The 18,464-nt window shown below is 70.9% G+C and carries 17 protein-coding genes; 10 read left to right on the forward strand and 7 right to left on the reverse strand.

Annotated features, from left to right (window positions below; genetic code table 11):
* Positions 1 to 2 precede the first annotated feature (2 nt).
* The 4 genes from VM306_RS27480 to VM306_RS27495 form a co-directional block, all read right to left on the reverse strand.
* Complete coding sequence (locus VM306_RS27480; RefSeq protein ID WP_325520193.1) at positions 3 to 662, reverse strand: response regulator transcription factor; 660 nt, start codon at positions 660 to 662, stop codon at positions 3 to 5.
* Positions 659 to 1,798, reverse strand: a complete 1,140-nt coding sequence (locus tag VM306_RS27485; protein ID WP_325520195.1) for a sensor histidine kinase — start codon at positions 1,796 to 1,798, stop codon at positions 659 to 661. Before VM306_RS27485 ends, VM306_RS27480 begins: the two co-directional genes overlap by 4 nt.
* Entirely contained in the window at positions 1,795 to 2,607 is an 813-nt protein-coding gene (locus tag VM306_RS27490; RefSeq protein ID WP_325520197.1) for a type II CAAX endopeptidase family protein, read from the reverse strand. Before VM306_RS27490 ends, VM306_RS27485 begins: the two co-directional genes overlap by 4 nt.
* 123 nt (positions 2,608 to 2,730) lie before the next feature.
* A complete protein-coding gene (locus VM306_RS27495; RefSeq protein ID WP_325520199.1) occupies positions 2,731 to 3,714 on the reverse strand; it encodes a MerR family transcriptional regulator in 984 nt (327 codons plus the stop codon).
* 204 nt (positions 3,715 to 3,918) lie between these two features.
* Between VM306_RS27495 and VM306_RS27500 the strand changes: the two genes are divergently transcribed.
* The 10 genes from VM306_RS27500 (at position 3,919) to VM306_RS27545 (ending at position 14,172) form a co-directional block, all read left to right on the forward strand.
* Complete coding sequence (locus VM306_RS27500) at positions 3,919 to 4,887, forward strand: TerC/Alx family metal homeostasis membrane protein (protein ID WP_325520200.1); 969 nt, start codon at positions 3,919 to 3,921, stop codon at positions 4,885 to 4,887.
* A 28-nt stretch (positions 4,888 to 4,915) separates the two neighbouring features.
* Complete coding sequence (locus VM306_RS27505; RefSeq protein ID WP_325520202.1) at positions 4,916 to 5,731, forward strand: IclR family transcriptional regulator domain-containing protein; 816 nt, start codon at positions 4,916 to 4,918, stop codon at positions 5,729 to 5,731.
* Between the two features lie 66 nt (positions 5,732 to 5,797).
* Positions 5,798 to 7,231: an amidohydrolase family protein gene (locus tag VM306_RS27510; protein WP_325520205.1), complete on the forward strand. Its 1,434-nt coding sequence runs from the start codon at positions 5,798 to 5,800 to the stop codon at positions 7,229 to 7,231.
* Entirely contained in the window at positions 7,231 to 8,367 is a 1,137-nt protein-coding gene (locus tag VM306_RS27515) for a CoA transferase (protein WP_325520207.1), read from the forward strand. Before VM306_RS27510 ends, VM306_RS27515 begins: the two co-directional genes overlap by 1 nt.
* Complete coding sequence (locus VM306_RS27520) at positions 8,354 to 9,130, forward strand: citryl-CoA lyase (protein WP_325520209.1); 777 nt, start codon at positions 8,354 to 8,356, stop codon at positions 9,128 to 9,130. Before VM306_RS27515 ends, VM306_RS27520 begins: the two co-directional genes overlap by 14 nt.
* A gap of 3 nt (positions 9,131 to 9,133) precedes the next feature.
* A complete protein-coding gene (locus VM306_RS27525; RefSeq protein WP_325520211.1) occupies positions 9,134 to 10,000 on the forward strand; it encodes a dioxygenase in 867 nt (288 codons plus the stop codon).
* Positions 9,985 to 10,908 (forward strand): zinc-binding alcohol dehydrogenase family protein, encoded by a 924-nt coding sequence (locus VM306_RS27530; RefSeq protein ID WP_325520213.1) that lies wholly within the window; start codon positions 9,985 to 9,987, stop codon positions 10,906 to 10,908. The genes VM306_RS27525 and VM306_RS27530 overlap by 16 nt, the downstream gene beginning before the upstream one ends.
* Positions 10,909 to 10,951: 43 nt before the next feature.
* Positions 10,952 to 12,400 (forward strand): FAD-binding oxidoreductase, encoded by a 1,449-nt coding sequence (locus tag VM306_RS27535; protein ID WP_325520215.1) that lies wholly within the window; start codon positions 10,952 to 10,954, stop codon positions 12,398 to 12,400.
* A 456-nt stretch (positions 12,401 to 12,856) separates the two neighbouring features.
* Positions 12,857 to 13,456, forward strand: coding sequence for a sigma-70 family RNA polymerase sigma factor (locus VM306_RS27540; RefSeq protein ID WP_325520217.1), 600 nt, complete (start codon positions 12,857 to 12,859; stop codon positions 13,454 to 13,456).
* On the forward strand, positions 13,453 to 14,172 hold the full coding sequence (locus VM306_RS27545) for an anti-sigma factor (protein ID WP_325520219.1): 720 nt from the start codon (positions 13,453 to 13,455) through the stop codon (positions 14,170 to 14,172). The genes VM306_RS27540 and VM306_RS27545 overlap by 4 nt, the downstream gene beginning before the upstream one ends.
* Position 14,173: 1 nt before the next feature.
* Here VM306_RS27545 and VM306_RS27550 read toward each other — a convergent pair whose 3' ends face one another.
* The 3 genes from VM306_RS27550 to VM306_RS27565 form a co-directional block, all read right to left on the reverse strand.
* On the reverse strand, positions 14,174 to 14,608 hold the full coding sequence (locus VM306_RS27550; RefSeq protein ID WP_325520221.1) for a GNAT family N-acetyltransferase: 435 nt from the start codon (positions 14,606 to 14,608) through the stop codon (positions 14,174 to 14,176).
* Between the two features lie 79 nt (positions 14,609 to 14,687).
* Complete coding sequence (locus tag VM306_RS27555) at positions 14,688 to 16,964, reverse strand: M28 family peptidase (RefSeq protein WP_325520223.1); 2,277 nt, start codon at positions 16,962 to 16,964, stop codon at positions 14,688 to 14,690.
* Between the two features lie 462 nt (positions 16,965 to 17,426).
* Positions 17,427 to 18,089: a hypothetical protein gene (locus tag VM306_RS27565; protein ID WP_325520225.1), complete on the reverse strand. Its 663-nt coding sequence runs from the start codon at positions 18,087 to 18,089 to the stop codon at positions 17,427 to 17,429.
* Positions 18,090 to 18,464: the final 375 nt, after the last annotated feature.

The following is an 18,464-nucleotide window of genomic DNA, read 5'->3' on the forward strand; positions in this document are numbered from 1 at the left end:
CGTCAGGTGACGAGACCCCTGCGGTAGGCGTAGACGACGGCCTGCACGCGGTCGCGCAGGTCCAGCTTGGTCAGGATGCGGGACACGTACGTCTTCACGGTCTCCTGGCTGATCACCAGCGCGGCGGCGATCTCGCTGTTGGACAGGCCTTCCGCGATGAGCCGGAGCACCTCGAGCTCCCGCGGCGCCAGCGGGAGCTCGGACTGGGCGCCGTTCGCCGGCCGGATGCGCGCGGCGTACCGGCCGACGAGCTGGCGGGTCACCTCGGGGGCGAGCAGGGCGGCGCCGCTGGCCACGGTCCTGATGCCCTGCAGCAGCTGGGGCGGTGGGGCGTCCTTCAGCAGGAAGCCGCTCGCGCCCGCGCGCAACGCCTCGTAGACGTACTCGTCGAGGTTGAACGTCGTCACGACGAGGACCTTGACGGGGTCGGCGACGCCGGCGCCGGCGAGCAGCCGGGTCGCCTCGATGCCGTCGAGCACGGGCATCCGCACGTCCATCACCACGACGTCCGGCTTCAGCCGTCGCGCCAGGTCGACCCCTGCCCGGCCGTCACCGCACTCCCCCACCACCTCGAGGTCGGGCTGGGCGTCGATGATCGTCGCGAACCCGGTGCGGATGAGGGCCTGGTCGTCGCAGACCAGCACGCGGACCGGTGCCGTCACGACGGGTTCCCCGCCGGGATGCGGGCGCGGACCACGAAGCCGTCTTCCCGTTGCCCCGCAGTGAACTCACCGCCCAGCACGTCGACGCGGTCGCGCAGCCCCGCCAGACCACGTCCGCCGCCGCCGGACGCCGCGGACCTCCTGGCGCCCTCCGTGCCCACCTCCACGGTGATTTCCCTTTCGCCGTAACGCACGTAGACGTTGGTCGGACTGCCGTGCGCGTACTTCAGCGCGTTGGTCAACGCTTCCTGCACCACCCGGTACACGACCACTTCGGCGCTGCCCGTGTCGCGCACCGACTCGCCCTCTTCCGCGAACTCCACCGGCTGGCCCGCCTGCCGCGTCTGCTCGACCAGGCTGCGCAGGTCGCCGACGGCCTCCGGGTTGTGGTCGGGGTTCAGCAGGTCCAGCAGGTGCCGCAGATCCGTGAGGGACCGGCGGCCGGTGTCGGTGATCGTCTGCAACGTCTGGTCCAGACGCTCGGGGGCCGCGGTCAGGTACCTCGCCGCCTCCGCCTGCACGACCATCGCCGTCACGTGGTGCGTCACCACGTCGTGCAGCTCGCGGGCGATCGACGTGCGCTCCGCGATGCGGGTGGTCTCCGCGACGTGCTTGCGGTGTTCCGCCTCGGCCTTGCGGGACAGCCGCAGCCACGCGCCGATGGCACACGCGGCAGCGAGCACCAGGTAGAACGTCACGAACCCCGCCACGCCCTCCTGCGACCCGCTGCGGTCCAGCCCCACCGCCAATGGCACGTATCCGACCGTCGCCACGACCGCCGCCGTGCGCCGGTAGTGCGCCACGTGCAGTCCGGCGCTGACCAACGCGATGGGCAACGCGATACCGGCAGCGGTGTGGTAGCCGGTGAGCTGGTCCACCGCGAACGCGATCGACACCAGCGCGACGGAGACCAGCGGCCACTTCCTGCGCACTATCAGCGGCAGGCATTCGGCCGCGATCACCAGCAGTGCCAGCGAGTCCATGGGCCGGGCGGGAATGTCGCCGAGCTGGGTGCCCTTGTTGTGCAGCGCGGGAACGAGCGAGAGCAGCGCCAGGATCAGGGCGAGCGGGGCGTCCTGCGCCGTGACGTCCAGGCGGCGCCACAGCTCGGGGACACGCCGCAGGAGGCTGATCACGCGACGAGGGTAGCGGTACGGCGCGGCACGATGTTTCCGCGACGCTTCGCCAGCCACAGGAAGACCACCGTGACGACCACACCCGCCAGCAGGGAGTAGACGCTCGCCTCGGGACCGAAGTCCCCGCCGGTGAAGATGGCGGGCCCGGACGTCGCGCTGTCCAGCAGGCCCTGCGGAGCGTCCTTGCCGGAGACGCTGGTGCTGAAGATGCCGCCCTGGGCGTAGTTCCACGCGAAGTGCACACCGATCGGCACCCACAGGTTGCGGGTGGCCGCGTAGACGGCGGCGAGCATGAACCCGGCCTCGATCGCGATGGCGAACGAGCTCCACAGCGTGGCGTTGGGGTTGAAGAAGTGCACGCCGCCGAACAGCAGTCCCGTGGCGGCCAGGGAGATCCACGTGCCGAACCGCTCCTCGGCGATGCGGAACAGGACGCCGCGGAACATCACCTCCTCCGTCACCGCGGCGGCCGCCATGAACCCGAAGATCGCGACGGCGCCGCCGACCGATCCCCAGCCCTTGATCTCGTACCCGCCGAGCAGGGCGATGTTGACGATGACGGCCACGAACATGCCCAGTCCGATGAGGACGCCGCGGCCGAGCGCCATCGGCGCGCCGGCGAGGGCGACCTCCACCGGGTCGCGCTTCTCGGTCCTGCGCACCACCCAGCGGTAGGCGATCAGCGAGAGCACGGCGGTGGCCAGGCCGAAGAGGAGCGTCAACGGCGCGTTCCAGCCGATCGCCTGGGTGACGACGCTGCCGGCCAGGGCGACCAGAGCCACCAGGACGAGTTGCTTCACCAATCGCATGAGCGTTCCTTCGCAAGACGTGGGCGGCCGTGCGCCGCCGTTGCCGGGAACGCTATGGATTTCGCGGCTCCGCGACGTCACCACGCGGTGGACATCCGCGTGTAGCTCGCTCGGGGGACAAGATCACGCGGAGGCGTCCAGAGCAGCGGAAAGCCAGGCGAACGGCATGAACGCGGCGGCATCCTGCGCCGTCCCGTTGATGATCGACACCAGCGCCTGGTAGCGGGTGTGGGGGTCGGGCGGTGCGGCGGCCTCCTCGATCGACCGGAGGTGGAGCTCCTCGACGTGCAGGACGTCGGCGGCGAGCTTGCGCCGGAGCTCCGGGCTGTCCGGCTGATCGGCGATCTCCCGGATGAACTCGACGTACCGGCCGGCGATCTCACGCCCCCGCGGCGAGTCCGAGGGCAGACCGGCCTGGTGGGCGGCCTGCGCGTCCTGGAAGATCGCCCCGCCCCTGTCGAACGCGCCCAGCATCTCCGGCGACATCATCACCGCGGCGCCGTCGGCGGAGCAGGTCTCGTGCAGCTGGTCGCGGACCGCGCGGCGGAAGTCCTGGTCCCGCAGCAGGTTCGCCAGCTCGATCCACGCCTCGAGCTGCTCGGTGGACGGGTCGTCCGGCAGGACCGGCCGGTGGCCGCGCAGCAGGTCGACGAAGGCGGGAGTGGCGTCGATGCCGGTGCTGATCTCGTTCCAGAAGTCGTCGACGAGCCGGTCGCGGTCGTCGTCGGACAGATCGACGAGCTTGTGCATGAGGGTCACCTGGTCCGCCTCGGTGTGCTGTTTCACGATCGTCCGCAGAACCGCCTGCCTGGCACGGGTTCTGCGCGCCTGTTCGTCCAGACGCGACAGGTGCGCCGTCGCGAGACCGGTCAGCGTGACGCGGCCCTGGAGCAACCGCCGCACGTCGTCCAGACCGGCGTCGAGCTCGCGCAGGGTGCTGACGAACTCCAGTTTCGCGATGGTGTGCACGTCGTAGAGCCGGTGACCCGCCGCGGTGTGGCCGGCGGGTTCCACCACCCCCGCGTCGGAGTAGAACCTGATGGCGCTCACGCTCAGCCCGGTGCGGCGCGCGACCTCCCCGATGGCGTACAGCCTGACGTCGTCCATGTCCCCCACTATGTGATCTCGACCAACTTGAGGTGCAACCACTTACTTTAACTTTACTTTTCCTTTAACGATGGTGATACTGGCCGCCGAGGGGAGTACTTCCCAAGCGCCTGCCCGGTCAGTACGGACATCCGACGGTGTCCCCGGGAGGCCGCCCGCCCGCGGGTGAAGGAGACCTCGGACGATCGCGTTCGAGGAGATCCCGTGCCCGGTTCCGTGGCATCACCCGCACTGTGGTTCACCAGCATCGCCGTGCTGCTCGCGTTGCTGGTCGTCGACTTCCTGGTCACCCGCCGCCCGCACGAGGTGTCGCTGCGCGAGGCCGTGGGCTGGTCCGCGTTCTACCTCGCGCTGCCGTTCGTGTTCGGCCTGTGGCTGTGGTGGGAGTTCGGCGGCACGCCGTCGCTGGACTTCATCACCGGTTTCGTGGTCGAGAAGTCCCTCTCGGTCGACAACCTGTTCGTCTTCATGCTGCTGCTGGCGGCGTTCAGCGTCCCGCCCGCCGTGCAGCAGCGCGTGCTGCTCTACGGCATCGTCGGCGCGTTGGTGCTCCGTGGCGTCTTCATCGCCGCCGGCGCCGCGATGCTGTCCGCCGGCACGTGGGCGTTCCTCGTGTTCGGCCTGGTCCTGCTCGCCTCGGCCGTGAAGATCCTGCACGCGGCGACGAGCGGCGAACCCGCCGAGAAGGACACGTCGAAGATGCGGTCGGTCCGGCTGATGCGCAGGCTCATGCCCGTCACCGACGACTACCGCGGCACCAAGATGATCGTCCGCGAGAACGGCAGGCGCGCCCTCACCCCGCTCGCCATCGTGGTGGTCGCGATCTTCGCCACCGACGTGGTCTTCGCGATCGACTCGGTGCCCGCCGTCTACGGCATCACCGAGGACCCGTACCTGGTGTTCACCACCAACGCGTTCGCCCTGCTCGGCCTGCGCGCGCTGTACTTCGTGCTGCACTCCGCCCTGGCCAAGCTCGTGCACCTCAACCACGGTCTCGCCGTGATCCTGGCGTTCATCGGCGTGAAGCTGGTGCTGCACTGGGCGCACGGCATCTGGCCCGCGGTGCCGGAGATCCCGACCCCGCTCTCGCTGGCGGTCATCGTGGTCACGCTGGGCGTCGTCACGCTGACGAGCCTGCGCGCCAACCGAACGGCGGACGTTCGCGCAGGCTGAGCGGACAAGTGTCCGTTATCTTGGGGCCATGCCTGCTCGTCCTGACACCGGCCCCGACTTCATCGAGGCACTCGCCCGCGGACTCGACGTGATCCGCTCGTTCCAGCCGTTGCGCCCGGTGATGCCGCTCAGCGAGGTGGCGGCGGCGACGGGGCTCGCGCGGCCGACCACGCGCCGCATCCTGCTCACCCTGGTCGAGCTCGGGTACGCGCGGCAGAGCGAGAACGGGTTCGCGCTCACGCCGAAGGTGCTCGAGCTGGGTGTGGCGTACGTGCGGTCGATGGGGTTGTGGGACGTGGCCCGGCCCCACATGGAACGACTGGGTGCCCGCACCAACGAGTCGTGCTCCATCGCCCAGCTCGACGGGCCGGACATCGTCTACGTGGCGCGGGTGGCGGTGCCGAAGATCGTCACCCTGTCGGTGCAGATCGGCACGCGGTTCCCCGCACTGCCCACGTCCCTGGGAAAGGTGCAGCTCGCGGCGCTGCCGCCGGCCGAGCTGGAGGCCGTGCTCGCGCAGCCGACGCGGTCGGGGCTCACCGCGCGGTGGCAGCCGGACGCGGCCGAGCGGGACGCCGTGCTGCGGGAGGTGCGGGCGCGCGGGTGGGCGTTGACCGACGAGCAGCTGGCGCCGGGGATCCGGTCGATCGCGGCTCCGTTGCGGGACGGGAACGGCACGGTCGTGGCGGCGCTCAACGTCAACTGCCACGCGGCCGAGACTTCCGTCGAGCGGATGGTCGAGCACCACCTGCCGCTGTTGCTGCACGCCGCGGGCGACATCAGTGCCGACTTCGCGCGCCTCGACGCGGTGCCGCACGTCGAGTTCCGGCCAGGGGTGGCTTGACGGGTGACCGGCGAAGGTTGAGGATTCAACGGACACTTGTCCGCATGCCGGTCGAGGAGGCCCGCCATGGTCGGCGAAAGATGTCCCGTTGTCCTGAGGAACGGCACCGTCCTGACGATGGACGGTCAGCACCAGGTGCTGGCCGGCCACGACGTCCTGGTCGTCGGTGACCGGATCGTCGCGATCGGGCCGCGGCTGGAGGTGCCCGAGGGGACCGAGGAGATCGACGCCGCCGGCGGCATCGTCATGCCCGGCATGATCGACACCCACCGGCACATGTGGCAGACCGCGATGCGCGGCTACGGCGCCGACTGGACGCTCACGCAGTACTTCGTCTGGTACTACCTGGAGTGGGGCAAGGTCTTCCGGCCGCAGGACATCCACGCGGGCAACCTGCTCGGCGCGGCCGAGGCGCTCGACGCCGGCGTCACCACGACCGTCGACTGGTCGCACGGGTTGCAGACGACCGACCACGCCGATGCCGCCGTCGACGCGCTGCAGGCCGTTCCCGGCCGGTTCGTCCTCGCCTACGGCAACATCCAGGACAGCCCCGCGTCCTGGACCGCGAAGCCGGAGTTCCGCGACTTCGTGTCGCGGCGCGTCACCGGCGACGACATGCTCGGCTTCCAGCTCGCGTTCGACGTCACCGGCGACCCGGAGTTCCCCGAGAAGGCCGCGTTCGAGGTCGCCCGCGAGCTCGGCGTCCCCGTCACCACCCACGCGGGCGTGTGGGGCGCGACCAACGACGACGGCATCCGGTTGATGCACGACAACGGGTTCATGACCCCCGAGTCGATCTACGTGCACGCGGCGACGCTGTCCGCCGACTCCTACCACCGCATCGCGGCCACCGGCGGGTCGATCTCCGTGTCGACCGAGAGCGAGCAGAGCGCGGGCCAGGGCTACCCGCCCACCTGGGCGATCCGCGAGCACGGCATCCCGGTGTCGCTGTCGATGGACACGTCGGTGTGGTGGAGCGGCGACCTGTTCTCCGCGATGCGCACGACATTGGGTGCGGATCGGGCGCGCGAACACATGGCGGCGCACCGCAAGAACGACACCGTCACGCACTCGTCGCTGAGGGCCGAGCACGTCGTCGACTGGGCGACCATGGGCGGAGCGCGCGCGTTGGGCCGTGACGCGGACCTCGGCAGCATCGAGGTCGGCAAGAAGGCCGACATCGTGCTGCTGCGCAACGAGAACTCCCCCGTGATGTTCCCGATCCTCAACCCGTACGGGCACGTGGCTTTCCAAGCGCAGCGGTCCGACGTGGAGACGGTGCTCGTCGACGGCCGGATCGTGAAGCGCGACCACAGGCTCGTGGACGTCGACCTGAGGTCCATCCGCTCGCAGGTCGAGCAGACCGTCGACCACCTCCTCGCCCAGCTGGGCGAGGAGGCGTGGCAGAAGGGGATGAACCCCGACATCCCGGAGTCGAAGGTGCTGGACAACCCGTACACGTACACGGAGTACCGCGGCGACACGAGGACGTCCGTCTGATGGGCCCGCTGGAGGGCCTGCTCGTCGCCGACTTCTCCCGCGTGCTCGCGGGCCCGTACGCCACGATGCTCCTCGCCGACATGGGCGCCTCGGTCGTCAAGGTCGAGGGTCCTGCCGGCGACGAGACCCGCACGTGGATGCCTCCCGTGCGGGACGACGTCTCGACCTACTACCTCGGGATCAACCGGGGCAAGCGGTCGATCGCGCTGGACCTGCGCAATCCCGAGGACGCCGCGCTCGGCCGCGAGCTGGCACGGCGGGCCGACGTCCTGATCGAGAACTTCAAGCCGGGTGGCCTGGCGAAGTACGGGCTCGACCACGCGAGCGTCAGCGCGGACAACCCGAAGGTGGTCTACGCGTCGATCACCGGGTTCGGGTCCGGCGAGGGCAGTCACGTACCCGGCTACGACCTGATGGTGCAGGCGATCTCCGGCCTGATGAGCCTCACCGGCGACCCGGAGGGGCCGCCGTACCGCGCGGGCATCTCGGTGTTCGACGTCATGGCGGGCAACCACGCCGTGATCGGCATCCTCGCGGCGCTGCGCCACCGCGACGCGACGGGGCAGGGCCAGCTCGTCGAGGTCAACCTGCTGTCGTCGGCGCTGACGGGCCTGGTGAACCACAGCTCGGCGTTCGTCGCCGGGGGAACCGTGCCGTTCCGGATGGGCAACGCGCACCCCAGCGTGTTCCCGTACGAGCCGCTGCCCACCGCCGACAACGACCTCATCGTCGCGGCGGCCAACGACAGACAGTTCCGCAAGCTGTGCGAGGTGCTGGGGCTGCCGGAGGTGCCGGACGACCCGCGGTTCGCGCGCAACGCCGACCGCACCCGCAACCGCGAGGAGCTCCGGCCGGTGCTGGAGGAGCGGCTGCGCACCCGTGGCGCCGTCGAGTGGTTCGACCTGCTCGTCGCGGCGGGGGTGCCGTGCGGGCCGATCAACACCATCGACGGCGGCTTCGCGATGGCCGAACGGTTCGGGCTCGACCCGGTCGTCGTGGTCGGTGACGTGCCGACGACGCGGCACCCGATCCGGTTCTCGGAGACCCCCGCCGTCTACGAACTGCCGCCCCCCGGGCTGGACGAGCACGGCGCCGAGCTGCGCGCCTGGTTGGAGGAGGACCGTGACGGTCTATGAGACAGCGCTGGGCGCCTCGACGCCCGACACGATCACGTTGCTGGGCAAGGACCTCGCGCGGGACGTGATGGGCACCGTCGGGTTCGGCGAGCTGGCGTTCTGGCTCGCCACCCAGCGCAGGCCCTCGCGCGGCGAGACGCGGGTGTTCGAGGCGGTGCTCGCCGCGCTGGCCGACCACGGGTTCACACCGACCGCGATCGTCAGCCGCCTCACCTACCTGTCGGCGCCCGACTCCGTGCAGGGCGCGCTCGCGGCCGGTCTGCTCGGCGGCGGGTCGCGGTTCCTCGGCGTGACCGAGGACGTCAGCCGGTTCCTCAACGCCGTCGTGATTTCCTCCGAGCTGCCCACCGACGAGCAGGGCTGGGACGCGCTCGCGCTGGAAACCGTTGCGAAGCAAGGAAAAGCACGCATCCCCGGCCTCGGCCACCACGTGCACAAGAACGGTGACCCGCGCACACCGCGGCTGTTCCAGATCGCCGAGGAGGAAGGCCTGGCCGGGCCTCACCTCTCGCTCTTCGCCGCGATCGGACGGGTGCACCCCCAGGTGCTCGGCAAGACCTTGCCGCTCAACGGCGCCGGAACGTGCGGGGCGGCGCTCGCCGACCTCGGCCTGCCGCTGGAACTGTTGCGGGGCTTCGCGTTGCTGGCCCGCACCGCCGGCCTGATCGGGCAGCTCGCCGAGGAGCTGCGCAACCCGGTCGCCAACGACATCTTCCTGTCCGTGGACTCGAACACGCGGTCGGTCGCGCCCGCAGAGGAGTAAGCAATGCAGCTCGTCACCGAGGACAACATCACCGAGCTGGCGCAGCAGCGCTGGGCCACGGCCGAGGACCCGCGCACCGCGCAGCTCATGACCGCTCTCGTGCGCCACCTGCACGACTTCGCCCGCGAGGTGCGGCTCACCGAGGCCGAGTGGATGGCCGCGGTCCAGTGGCTCACCGCGACCGGTCAGATCAGCGACTCCAAGCGCGAGGAGTTCATCCTCGCCTCGGACGTGCTCGGGCTGAGCATGCTCGTCGTGCAGATGAACCACCGGTTCGACCCCGGCGCGACGCCCGCCACCGTGCTCGGGCCGTTCCACATCGACGGCTCCCCCGAGCTCGGCTTCGGCGGTGACATGTCCGACGACGTGGAGGGAACCCCGCTCTACATCACCGGAGACGTCCGGTCGCTCGACGGCTCACCGGTGGGCGGGGCGGTGCTGGACGTCTGGCAGGCCGATGCCGAGGGCGCCTACGAAGCACAGCTCGACGTCGACGAGGCGCGGTTGCGGGCGAAGTACCACGCGCGTGAGGACGGCGCCTACTGCGTGCGGACGATCACGCCGAAGGGGTACTCGATCCCGATGGACGGACCGGTCGGCGCGTTGATCGAGCAGACCGGGATCAGCCACTTCCGGCCCGCGCACGTGCACTTCCTGGTCACCGCCGAGGGCCACGAGCCGTTGATCACGCACCTGTTCGAGGAGGGCGCGGAGTACCTCGACAGCGACGTCGTGTTCGGCACCAAGCAGGAGCTGGTGGTCCGGTTCGAGCAGCGCGACCCCGGTCCCGCCCCCGACGGCACGACGTGCGAGGTGCCGTGGGTCGAGGCCCGCTACGACTTCGTGCTGCAGCCGTGCGCGCAGCCCTGATCGTTCGTCCCGGTCAGCCGCCGTCGCTCGCTGACCGGGACGAGCCCTCCCCCGCTCCCGGCGAGGTCGCCGTCGACGTGCTGGCCGCGCCCATCACGCCGCTGGACCTGTTGTGCGCCACCGGGACCTCGTACTTCGGTGTTCCCGCGACGCCCTACGTGCCCGGTGTGCAGGGCATCGGCACGGTCGACGGGCACGCGGTCTGGTTCCCCACCGCGGCGGGAATGGCTCCCGGCGACGGGAGCATGGCGGCGAAGGCGCCGGCGCGGCGGGAGGACCTCGTCTTCCTGCCGGACGGCGTCGACCCCGTCGTGCTGGCGGCGCTCGGGCTCTCCGCCGTCGCCGCGCACATGGCGCTGACGTGGCGCGGTGAGCTCGCGCCCGGCGAGACGGTGATCGTCCTCGGCTGCGGCGCGGTCGGGCAGGCCGCGATCCAGCTCGCGCGGCTGGCCGGTGCCGGACGCGTGGTGGCCGCGGCGCGGTCCTCGGAAGGCCGTGACCGGGCACGGCGGGCGGGTGCGGACGCCGTGGTCGCGCTGGACGCCGACTTCTCCGAGGTCGCGGCGGGCGCGGACCTGCTGCTCGACCCGTTGTTCGGTGCTCCCGCCGCCGCGGCCGCCCAGGCCCTGCGTCCCGGCGGGCGGTGGGTGAACCTCGGCGGTTCGGCCGGCGAGACGTGCCCGGTCAGCTCGTCGTTGCTGCGCAGCCGTTCGTTGCGGCTGTCCGGCTACACCAACAACGAGCTGACGGCGCAGCAACGAGCCGACGCGATCGCGACCGTGGCCCGGCACGCGGTGCGGGGCGAGCTCACGGTCGACCACGAGGTGGTGCGGCTCGCCGACGTCTCCGACGCGTGGCGCCGCCAAGCCGAGGGCACTGCCGGCGGCAGGATCGTGCTGGTCCCGTAGCTCCCCCGCGCGGAGGTGATCAAGTCGTGTCAGTATCGGCCGGGTGGATCGACGCAGGTTTCTGAAAGCCGCCGGACTGGCCGGTGCCGGAGCCGCACTCGCGGCCTGCACCACCACGCCCCCACCGGGTCCGGCCTCGAGCCCGAGCCCGACTCCGCCACCGTCCACTTCGGTCGTTCCGAGTGGACCGCCGGACTGGACGGCGTTGCGGTCCCGCCTGTCCGGTCAGCTCGTGCTGCCCGGCGGGGACGACTTCGCCTACGAGGGCTTCAACCCGGTCTGGAACAGCCGCAAGCCCGCCGCCATCGCCCGCGTCGCCTCCGCCGCCGACGTGCAGGCCTGCGTCGAGGCCGCACGGCTGCGCGCGCCCGTCGCGGCCCGCAGCGGCGGCCACAGCTACGCCGGGTACTCCACGCCGGAGAACGGCCTGCAGATCGACCTGCGCGAGCTCGCCGACATCGAGGTCCTGCCCGGTGACCAGGTCCGCGTCGGAGCGGGCGCCACGCTCGGCGAGGTGTCCCGCGTGCTCGCGGCGTCCGGCCGCTGCCTGCCCACCGGCACGTGCCCGTCCGTCGGAGTCGCGGGCCTCACGCTCGGTGGCGGCATCGGCGTTCTGGCGCGCAAGTACGGGCTGACGTGCGACCACCTCGTGTCGGCCGAGGTCGTCACCGCGGACGGTCGCCTGGTCACCGCGTCCGCGGAGCAGGAGCCCGACCTGTTCTGGGCGCTGCGCGGCGGGGGCGGCGGCAACTTCGGCATCGTCACCGAGTTCGTGTTCTCCACCGTGCCCGCGCCCGACGTCACGGTGTTCTCGCTCGAGTACCCCGCCGGCGCCACCGCGGACGTGCTCGGCGCGTGGCAGACGTGGATCGCGCAGGCGCCGGACGAGCTGTGGTCCAACGTCAACATCCGCGGCGGCACCCCGCCGACGTGCCGCGTCGGCGGCTGCTTCGTCGGATCGGCCGGCGGCCTGACCTCGCTGCTGTCGGCCCTGCCCGCGCCCGCGAACAGGTTCGTCCAGCCGCAGAGCTACTCCGGAGCCGTGAAGTACTTCGCGGGCACCGGGATCCAGCACGAGTCGTTCGTCGCGTCGTCCCGGGTCGTGCGCGAGCCGATCAGCGACCCGGCGCGGGCGGTGGCGCTGATGAACGGCCAGGCCGACGAGTCGTACCTGATCTTCGACGGCCTGCGGGGCGCGGTGGCGGGCATCGCGCCGGACGCCACCGCGTTCCCGCACCGCACGGCTCTCGCGTCCGCGCAGATCTACTTCAAGACACCGCCCGCGGGCGCCACCGAGACCGCCCAGGCGGTGGCGCGGGTGCGGGACGGCCTCGGCGCACTGGTCGGCGACACGGGGTACGTCAACTACATCGACCCGCAGATGCCGAAGTGGGCCGAGGCTTACTACGGCGGCAACCTCGGGCGGTTGCGCGAAGTTGCCGGGAAGTATGACCCGGACAAGGTGTTCGCGTTCGCCCAGTCGATCCGTTAGGGGATTCGCGCGCCGACTGCCGCCAACGCCGTGGTGACAGGCTGGAAGAACGTCGGGCGATCACGTCCGGGCTGGTCGGCCCGTCGTCGGGTGAAGCGACCTCAGCAGCGGCCACGGTCGGTGGCGCAGCCCAGCAGCAGCGCCGTCGTCGCGGCCGCGAGCACGAGGTCTCCGCTGAGCGCGCACATGCACGCCAGCGTGAACCACAGCAGCAGCCTCATGTACCGAGGTTAGGGACCGTACGACCTTGATCGCACCCGAATTGAGCAAGGCTTGAGCGTGCGCTGACACGAAAGGCTCGGCTGGGGCGAAGTACACGCTTGGCGTGCGAGGCGCGTTCCTTCGCCGTTCGCCGGAGTGTGCGCCGCCACTTTCAGACGAATGCGCATCCACGACCGATCCGGAACGGCTCCCGCGACGAACGTCTTGTCGTCCAAGCTGAGGAGAGGGAGCCAGATGCCGAAGCGCGAGCGGGCGTTGCAGAGCATTCCGCCCGACGTCGGCCTCGACGAGCCGACAGCCGACGATCTGCTGGGCCTCGTGGCGCGGGGGGACGAGGCCGCGTTCGAGCGGCTCTACGACGTCGTGTCCGGTTCGGTGTTCGGGCTGATCAGGCGGGTCGTGCGCGACCAGGCGCAGTCGGAGGAGGTGTTCCAGGAGGTGATGCTCGAGGTGTGGCGGACCGCTACCAGGTTCGACCCTGGCAGGGGCAAGGCCATGACCTGGATCCTGACGCTGACGCACCGGCGTGCCGTCGACCGGGTGCGGTCCGCGCAGGCCGCCAGCCACCGCGAGGAGCACGTGGCCCGCCTCGACCCCCACCGGCCGTTCGACGAGGTGAGCGAGCAGGTGTCCGGGCTTCTCGAGCAGCGGCAGGTGCGCCGGTGCCTCGGTTTCCTGACCGGGCTGCAGCGCGAGTCCGTGCTGCTCGCCTACTACCAGGGCTACTCGTACCCCGAGGTCGCGAGCTTGCTGGGCCTTCCGCTCGGCACGGTCAAGACGCGGATGCGCGACGGCCTGATCCGCCTTCGGGACTGCATGGGGGTGACCGGATGAGGAGCACGTCCGCCGATCTGCACACGCTCACCGGCGCCTACGCCGTGAACGCGTTGTCCGACGCCGAACGGGCGGCGTTCGAGACCCATCTCGCCCGTTGCGACAGCTGTGCCTCGGAGGTCGCCGAGCTCGCGGCCACGGCGGCACGCCTGGGGACGGCCGTGGAGTTCCCGCCGCCCGCCCACCTGAAGGCACGGGTGCTGGCCGCCGCCGCCGAGACCCGGCAGCTCTCCCCCCGCACCGCGCGCGCCCACCGGCCCCGCGGGTTCGGGCGTGCCGGCGCGCTGCTCGCCGCGGCCTGCCTGGTCGCCGTCGCGTTCGTGGCGGTGCAGAGCGTGCAGTCCGGTCAGGAGGACCAGCTCGCGCAACTTTCCAGCCAGTACGGCCGCTTCTCCGACCTGCTGTCCACGCCGGACGCGAAGATCTTCAGCGCGACCGGGCCGAACGGGGCGACCGGCACCGCCGTCATGTCGCCCAGCCGCAACGAGATGCTGTTCCTCGGCAAGGACCTGCCGGTTCCCTCCGGTGACAGGGTCTACCAGCTGTGGATGATCAACGGCGAGGGTCCGCACTCCGCCGGTGTGCTCGCCTCCCCCACGGCGCCGCTCGTGGCGAACGGGGTGCCGGGGGCGCGGAAGGTCGCGCTCACCGTGGAGCCGCAGGGCGGGTCGCGCACTCCCACCGGTGAGCTCGTCGTCGAGATCGGGCTCGCGTGAGTCAGAGGCGTTTCGAGAAGTGGAAGGCGGGGATGACGTACCCGGAGCCGAGGTAGAGCCGGTGGGCGTCGTGCCGCTGCGTTCCGGAGTCGAGGTGGACGCCCGCGCAGCCGAGGCGGCGGGCCTCCTCGTCGACCCAGCGCAGCAGCGCGCTCGCGTGGCCCTGCCCGCGGGCCGGCGGGAGGGTGCTCAGGTCGTCGATGTAGAGGTGCGGCCCGGCGTAGAGGTTCGTGATGTGCCGGAACCCCGCCACCGCGACGACACGGCCTGCCGGGTCGAAGGAGGCGGCGAGCCGGTAGCCCTCCCGCCGCTGGGCCCGCACGAGTTCGACGAGCTCCTCGGCCGACGTGAGGTGGGGGCGGAGCTCGCGGAGCGCGTCGAAGGCCAGTGCGGTGTCTTCGGCGGCCAGCTCCGCCACTGTGTTCTGAGTCGTCACGACGATCATCGTCGCTGAGCAAGTGGCCTCTCAGAAGGCCCATTGAGGCCGTAAACCAAGAGGCCACTTGCTCAGGGGGTCACGGCGTCAGGTTCACGCCCCACGTGTCGATCGTGCCGGCGTCGGATGCCGCCAGGTCGCGGACGCGGAGCTTCCACGTGCCGTTGGCGATCTCGCTGGACACGTCGGCCGTGTAGGTGCGGTCGATGTTGTCCGCGCTGCCGCCGCTGCGGTTGTGCAGTGTGTACGCCGAGCCGTCCGGTGCGATCAGGGACACCGTGAGGTCACCGATGTACGGGTGGACGATCCGCACCGTCACCACCGCGGCCGCGGACGGCGTCGCGGAACACCCGGAGATCACGACGTCGCTGTCGACCGCGGCGCCCGCGTCCGGGATGGCGACGTCGTTCGGGTTGGTGCCGGAACAGCTGCCGCCACCGCCGCCCGCGACGGTCAGCGAGTAGGTGGCGGTGCGGGCCGACGACCCGGCCGCGGTGATCGCGACGGGATAGGTGCCCGCCGCCACGGACGCCGTGGTGCTGATCGTCAGCGTCGAACCCGACCCGGTGGTGACGGAGTCCGGGCTGAACGAAGCCGTTGCGCCGGAAGGCAGTCCGGACGCCGACAGCTGCACGGTCTGCGCGTCACCGCTCACCGTCCGGGTGCTGACCGAAGCCGTGACCGAAGAACCCGCCGCCACCGAACCGGACGCCGGTGACACCGACACGGAGAAGTCGGCGCCGGGCGTGCCGCTGCTCACCGCCGACTTCCACAGGGTGTAGGCGATGCCGTCGACCGCGCGGTTGAGATGGGTGTCGCTGATGTTGGCCGTGGTGTCGCACGACGAGTGGTAGCAGGGGTCGAACGCGCCGCCCGAGGTGCCGCCCCACTTCGTCGCCTGCGCCGCGGTCTTGCGGGCGCTGGCGCCCATCGCGTAGCCGGACGCCGGGATGCCCGCGTTGGTGAAGGACGCGTCGTCGGACCGGTTGCGGCCCTCGGTGTTCTCCTCCGGCTGAAGGCCGAGCGAGTCCCAGTACGCCTTCATGTGGACGGACTGGGCGCTGGTGATGTTGTTGATGAAGTAGCCGCCGTTGACCGACCCGATCATGTCGAAGTTGTGGTAGGTCTTGATCTTCGTGCGCTCGGTCGACGGGAGCTGCGAGACGTAGAAGCGCGAGCCGTTGAGGCCCTGCTCCTCGTCGGTCCACCAGCCGAAGCGGACCTTGTTCAGCATCGACGGGTTGGTGCGCGACAGCACGAGCGCGGTCTCCAGCAACGCCGCCGAGCCCGAGCCGTTGTCGTTGATGCCGGGCCCCGCGGACACGCCGTCCAGGTGGGCGCCGAACATGTAGACGTTGTTCGCGTTGCCGCCGGGCCACTCCGCGATCACGTTCGGACCGGCGCCGCTCGTGCAGCCCGACGTGCAGGGCTGCTCGGTCACGGTGAACCCGGCCGCGGTGAGCTTGTCCTTCACGTACGCCACCGACGCGCGGTAGCCGGCCGTGGTGGAACGCCGGTTGCCGCCGTTCTGCGAGGCGATCGTGCCGAACTGGGCGAGGTGCGCCTTGACCGCCGCGATGTCGATGTCCGGGATCTGCGGACCGGTGCCGCCGGTGACGGTCAGCGTGTAGGTCGCGGTCTTCGTCGTGGTGCCCGCGGCGCGGACGGTGATCGGGTACGTGCCGGACGAGATCGACGCCGTGGTGCTGACCGTCAGCGTCGAGCTCGACCCGGTCGTGACCGAGGCCGGGCTGAACGAAGCCGTTGCGCCGGAGGGCAGTCCGGTGGCGGTCAGCTGCACGGTCTGCGCCTGGCCGGCCGTGGTCTGGGTCTGCACGGTGGCCGAGGCGGACGCCCCCGCCGCGACGGAACCGGACGCCGGTGACACCGCGACGGAGAAGTCGTTGGCCGGCGTGGAGCCGCCGAGGTTGAGCGACCACGAGTCGATCCGGCCGGTGTCGTTGGCCGCGTTGTCGTTGACGCGCAGCTTCCAGGTGCCGTTCGAGGTCTCGCCCGAGAGGTCGACGGTGTAGGTCTGGTCGATGTTGTCCGCGGAGCCGCCGGAGCGGTTGTGCAGGACGTACGCGGAGCCGTCCGGTGCGATCAGGCTGACCTGGAGGTCACCGACGTAGGTGTGGACGATCTTCACCGGCACCGTGCTGGTGGCCGACGGGACCGAGGGGCAGTCGGAGATCGTGAGCGGCGACTCGACGGTGGTGTTGTCGCCGATCGTCACGTCGCCGTCGTTCGTGCCGGAGCACCCGGCGAGGGGTGCGGCGGCGGATGCCGGGATGGCCATCGCCGCCACGACCACGGTCACCAGTGCCGTGGACAGCAGGGATCTTCTTCTTCGCACGATCGGGCTCCTTCGCAGGGATCGCAGAGATCGCAGGGTGAGGCGACGGTAACCCCGGCGGGCACGATCGACATCCGGTCGTTCGGATGGTTGCCGTTCACTTTTAAGTCACGAGGCCCTCGCGCCGGTCGGCGGACAGCGTCGGAGGACTCGGCCGGAAGGAGGCTTCGTGTCGTTCTCGCCTGAGGTTCCGGCTGCTTCCCGACCCGGTGACGACACCCCTCCACGGCGTCAGCGTGCTCGCCACGTGCACCGGCAACAGCGCGCGGTCGCCGCGGGCCGAAGGGATGACCGATGACCGAGCAACTCGCCGGTGTGCGCTACCTCGTCGACGACGTCCACGCCGCCGCCGACTCCTACACCGTCCACTTCGGATTCGAGGTCCGCACCCACACCGGATCCGTGTTCGCCGACGTCGTTCGCGGACCGCTCCGGCTGCTGCTGTCCGGCCGTACCCGCGCCCTAGACGTCACCACACCCGGACTCGCCCGGCAGCAGCGGCCGGAACACCACGACGAACGACGCCTCGCCGATGCGGAACGGCGTCCCCTTCGGCACGTCGCGCGCGAACCCCTCCACCTGCGCGGCGTCCAGCACCACGCAGAGGCCGGCGTCGACCTTCGTCTCCGGCGGCGCGAACGGCCACGGGCGCGCGTCCCGTGACGAGCCGGGCGCCCACGCCACGGCGACGATCTTCGCCGGCCGGTAGGGCGTCGCCGTGCCGTCCACGTGCAGCGTCGAGTGGAAGTCGGCCAGCTCGCCTTCCGGGTTCACGGCCCTGGTGACGAACCGGTGGCCGCCGGAGTTCAGCACGAACACCTGCATGTACCCGTCGATCACCGAGTCGTCGGGGATGTCCTGGTCTCGGTCGAGTCCCGCGTCGTGGGCGTCCTCGTAGAAGTCAGTCGCCCTCTCACGTCCTATGTGGACCTTCTCCGCCCTTTGCAACGCGCCTGCAGGAGGGCCCGGCCGGATGACCGTGCCGTCGCCGTAGAGGCTGAACTCCGGCAGCGCGGCCGGCCTGGGGCTGGGCATGCCGACCAGTTGCCTGGCCTGCAGTGCGAGTCCGTCCGGCAACGCCGGAGCGTCCGCGCCACAGCCGGCCAGCACGATCAAGCACATCATCGAGAACCACCGCACGACGTCCCCCTGTCCGGGGGGTTGCCCCGAGACGGGCCTGGAGCAACCCCCTCATGGTCAGGAGACGGAAAGCGTGCAGGTTCCGTTGCCCGCCTCGTTCACCAGCACCACGCCGTAGCTGCCGGTCGCGCACACCGGCGTGGCCCGCGCCGATGTCACCCACGGCCGAAATCTGTTGCGTCGCACCGGTTCCGCACGTGAGCCCGGCTAGGACGGCTTCCCGCCGGCACCGATCGTGGCGGCGACGGCCTGCGTCGCGGTCACTCCGGCACCCACCAGGACCATTGCTGCGCAGTGAGAAGCAGAACGGGCACCTGCCGGAACCGAGCGGTCGGCGCCACCCGAACGGGCGATCGGCGG

Source organism: Lentzea sp. (genome assembly GCF_035525475.1).
GTDB lineage: Bacteria > Actinomycetota > Actinomycetes > Mycobacteriales > Pseudonocardiaceae > Lentzea.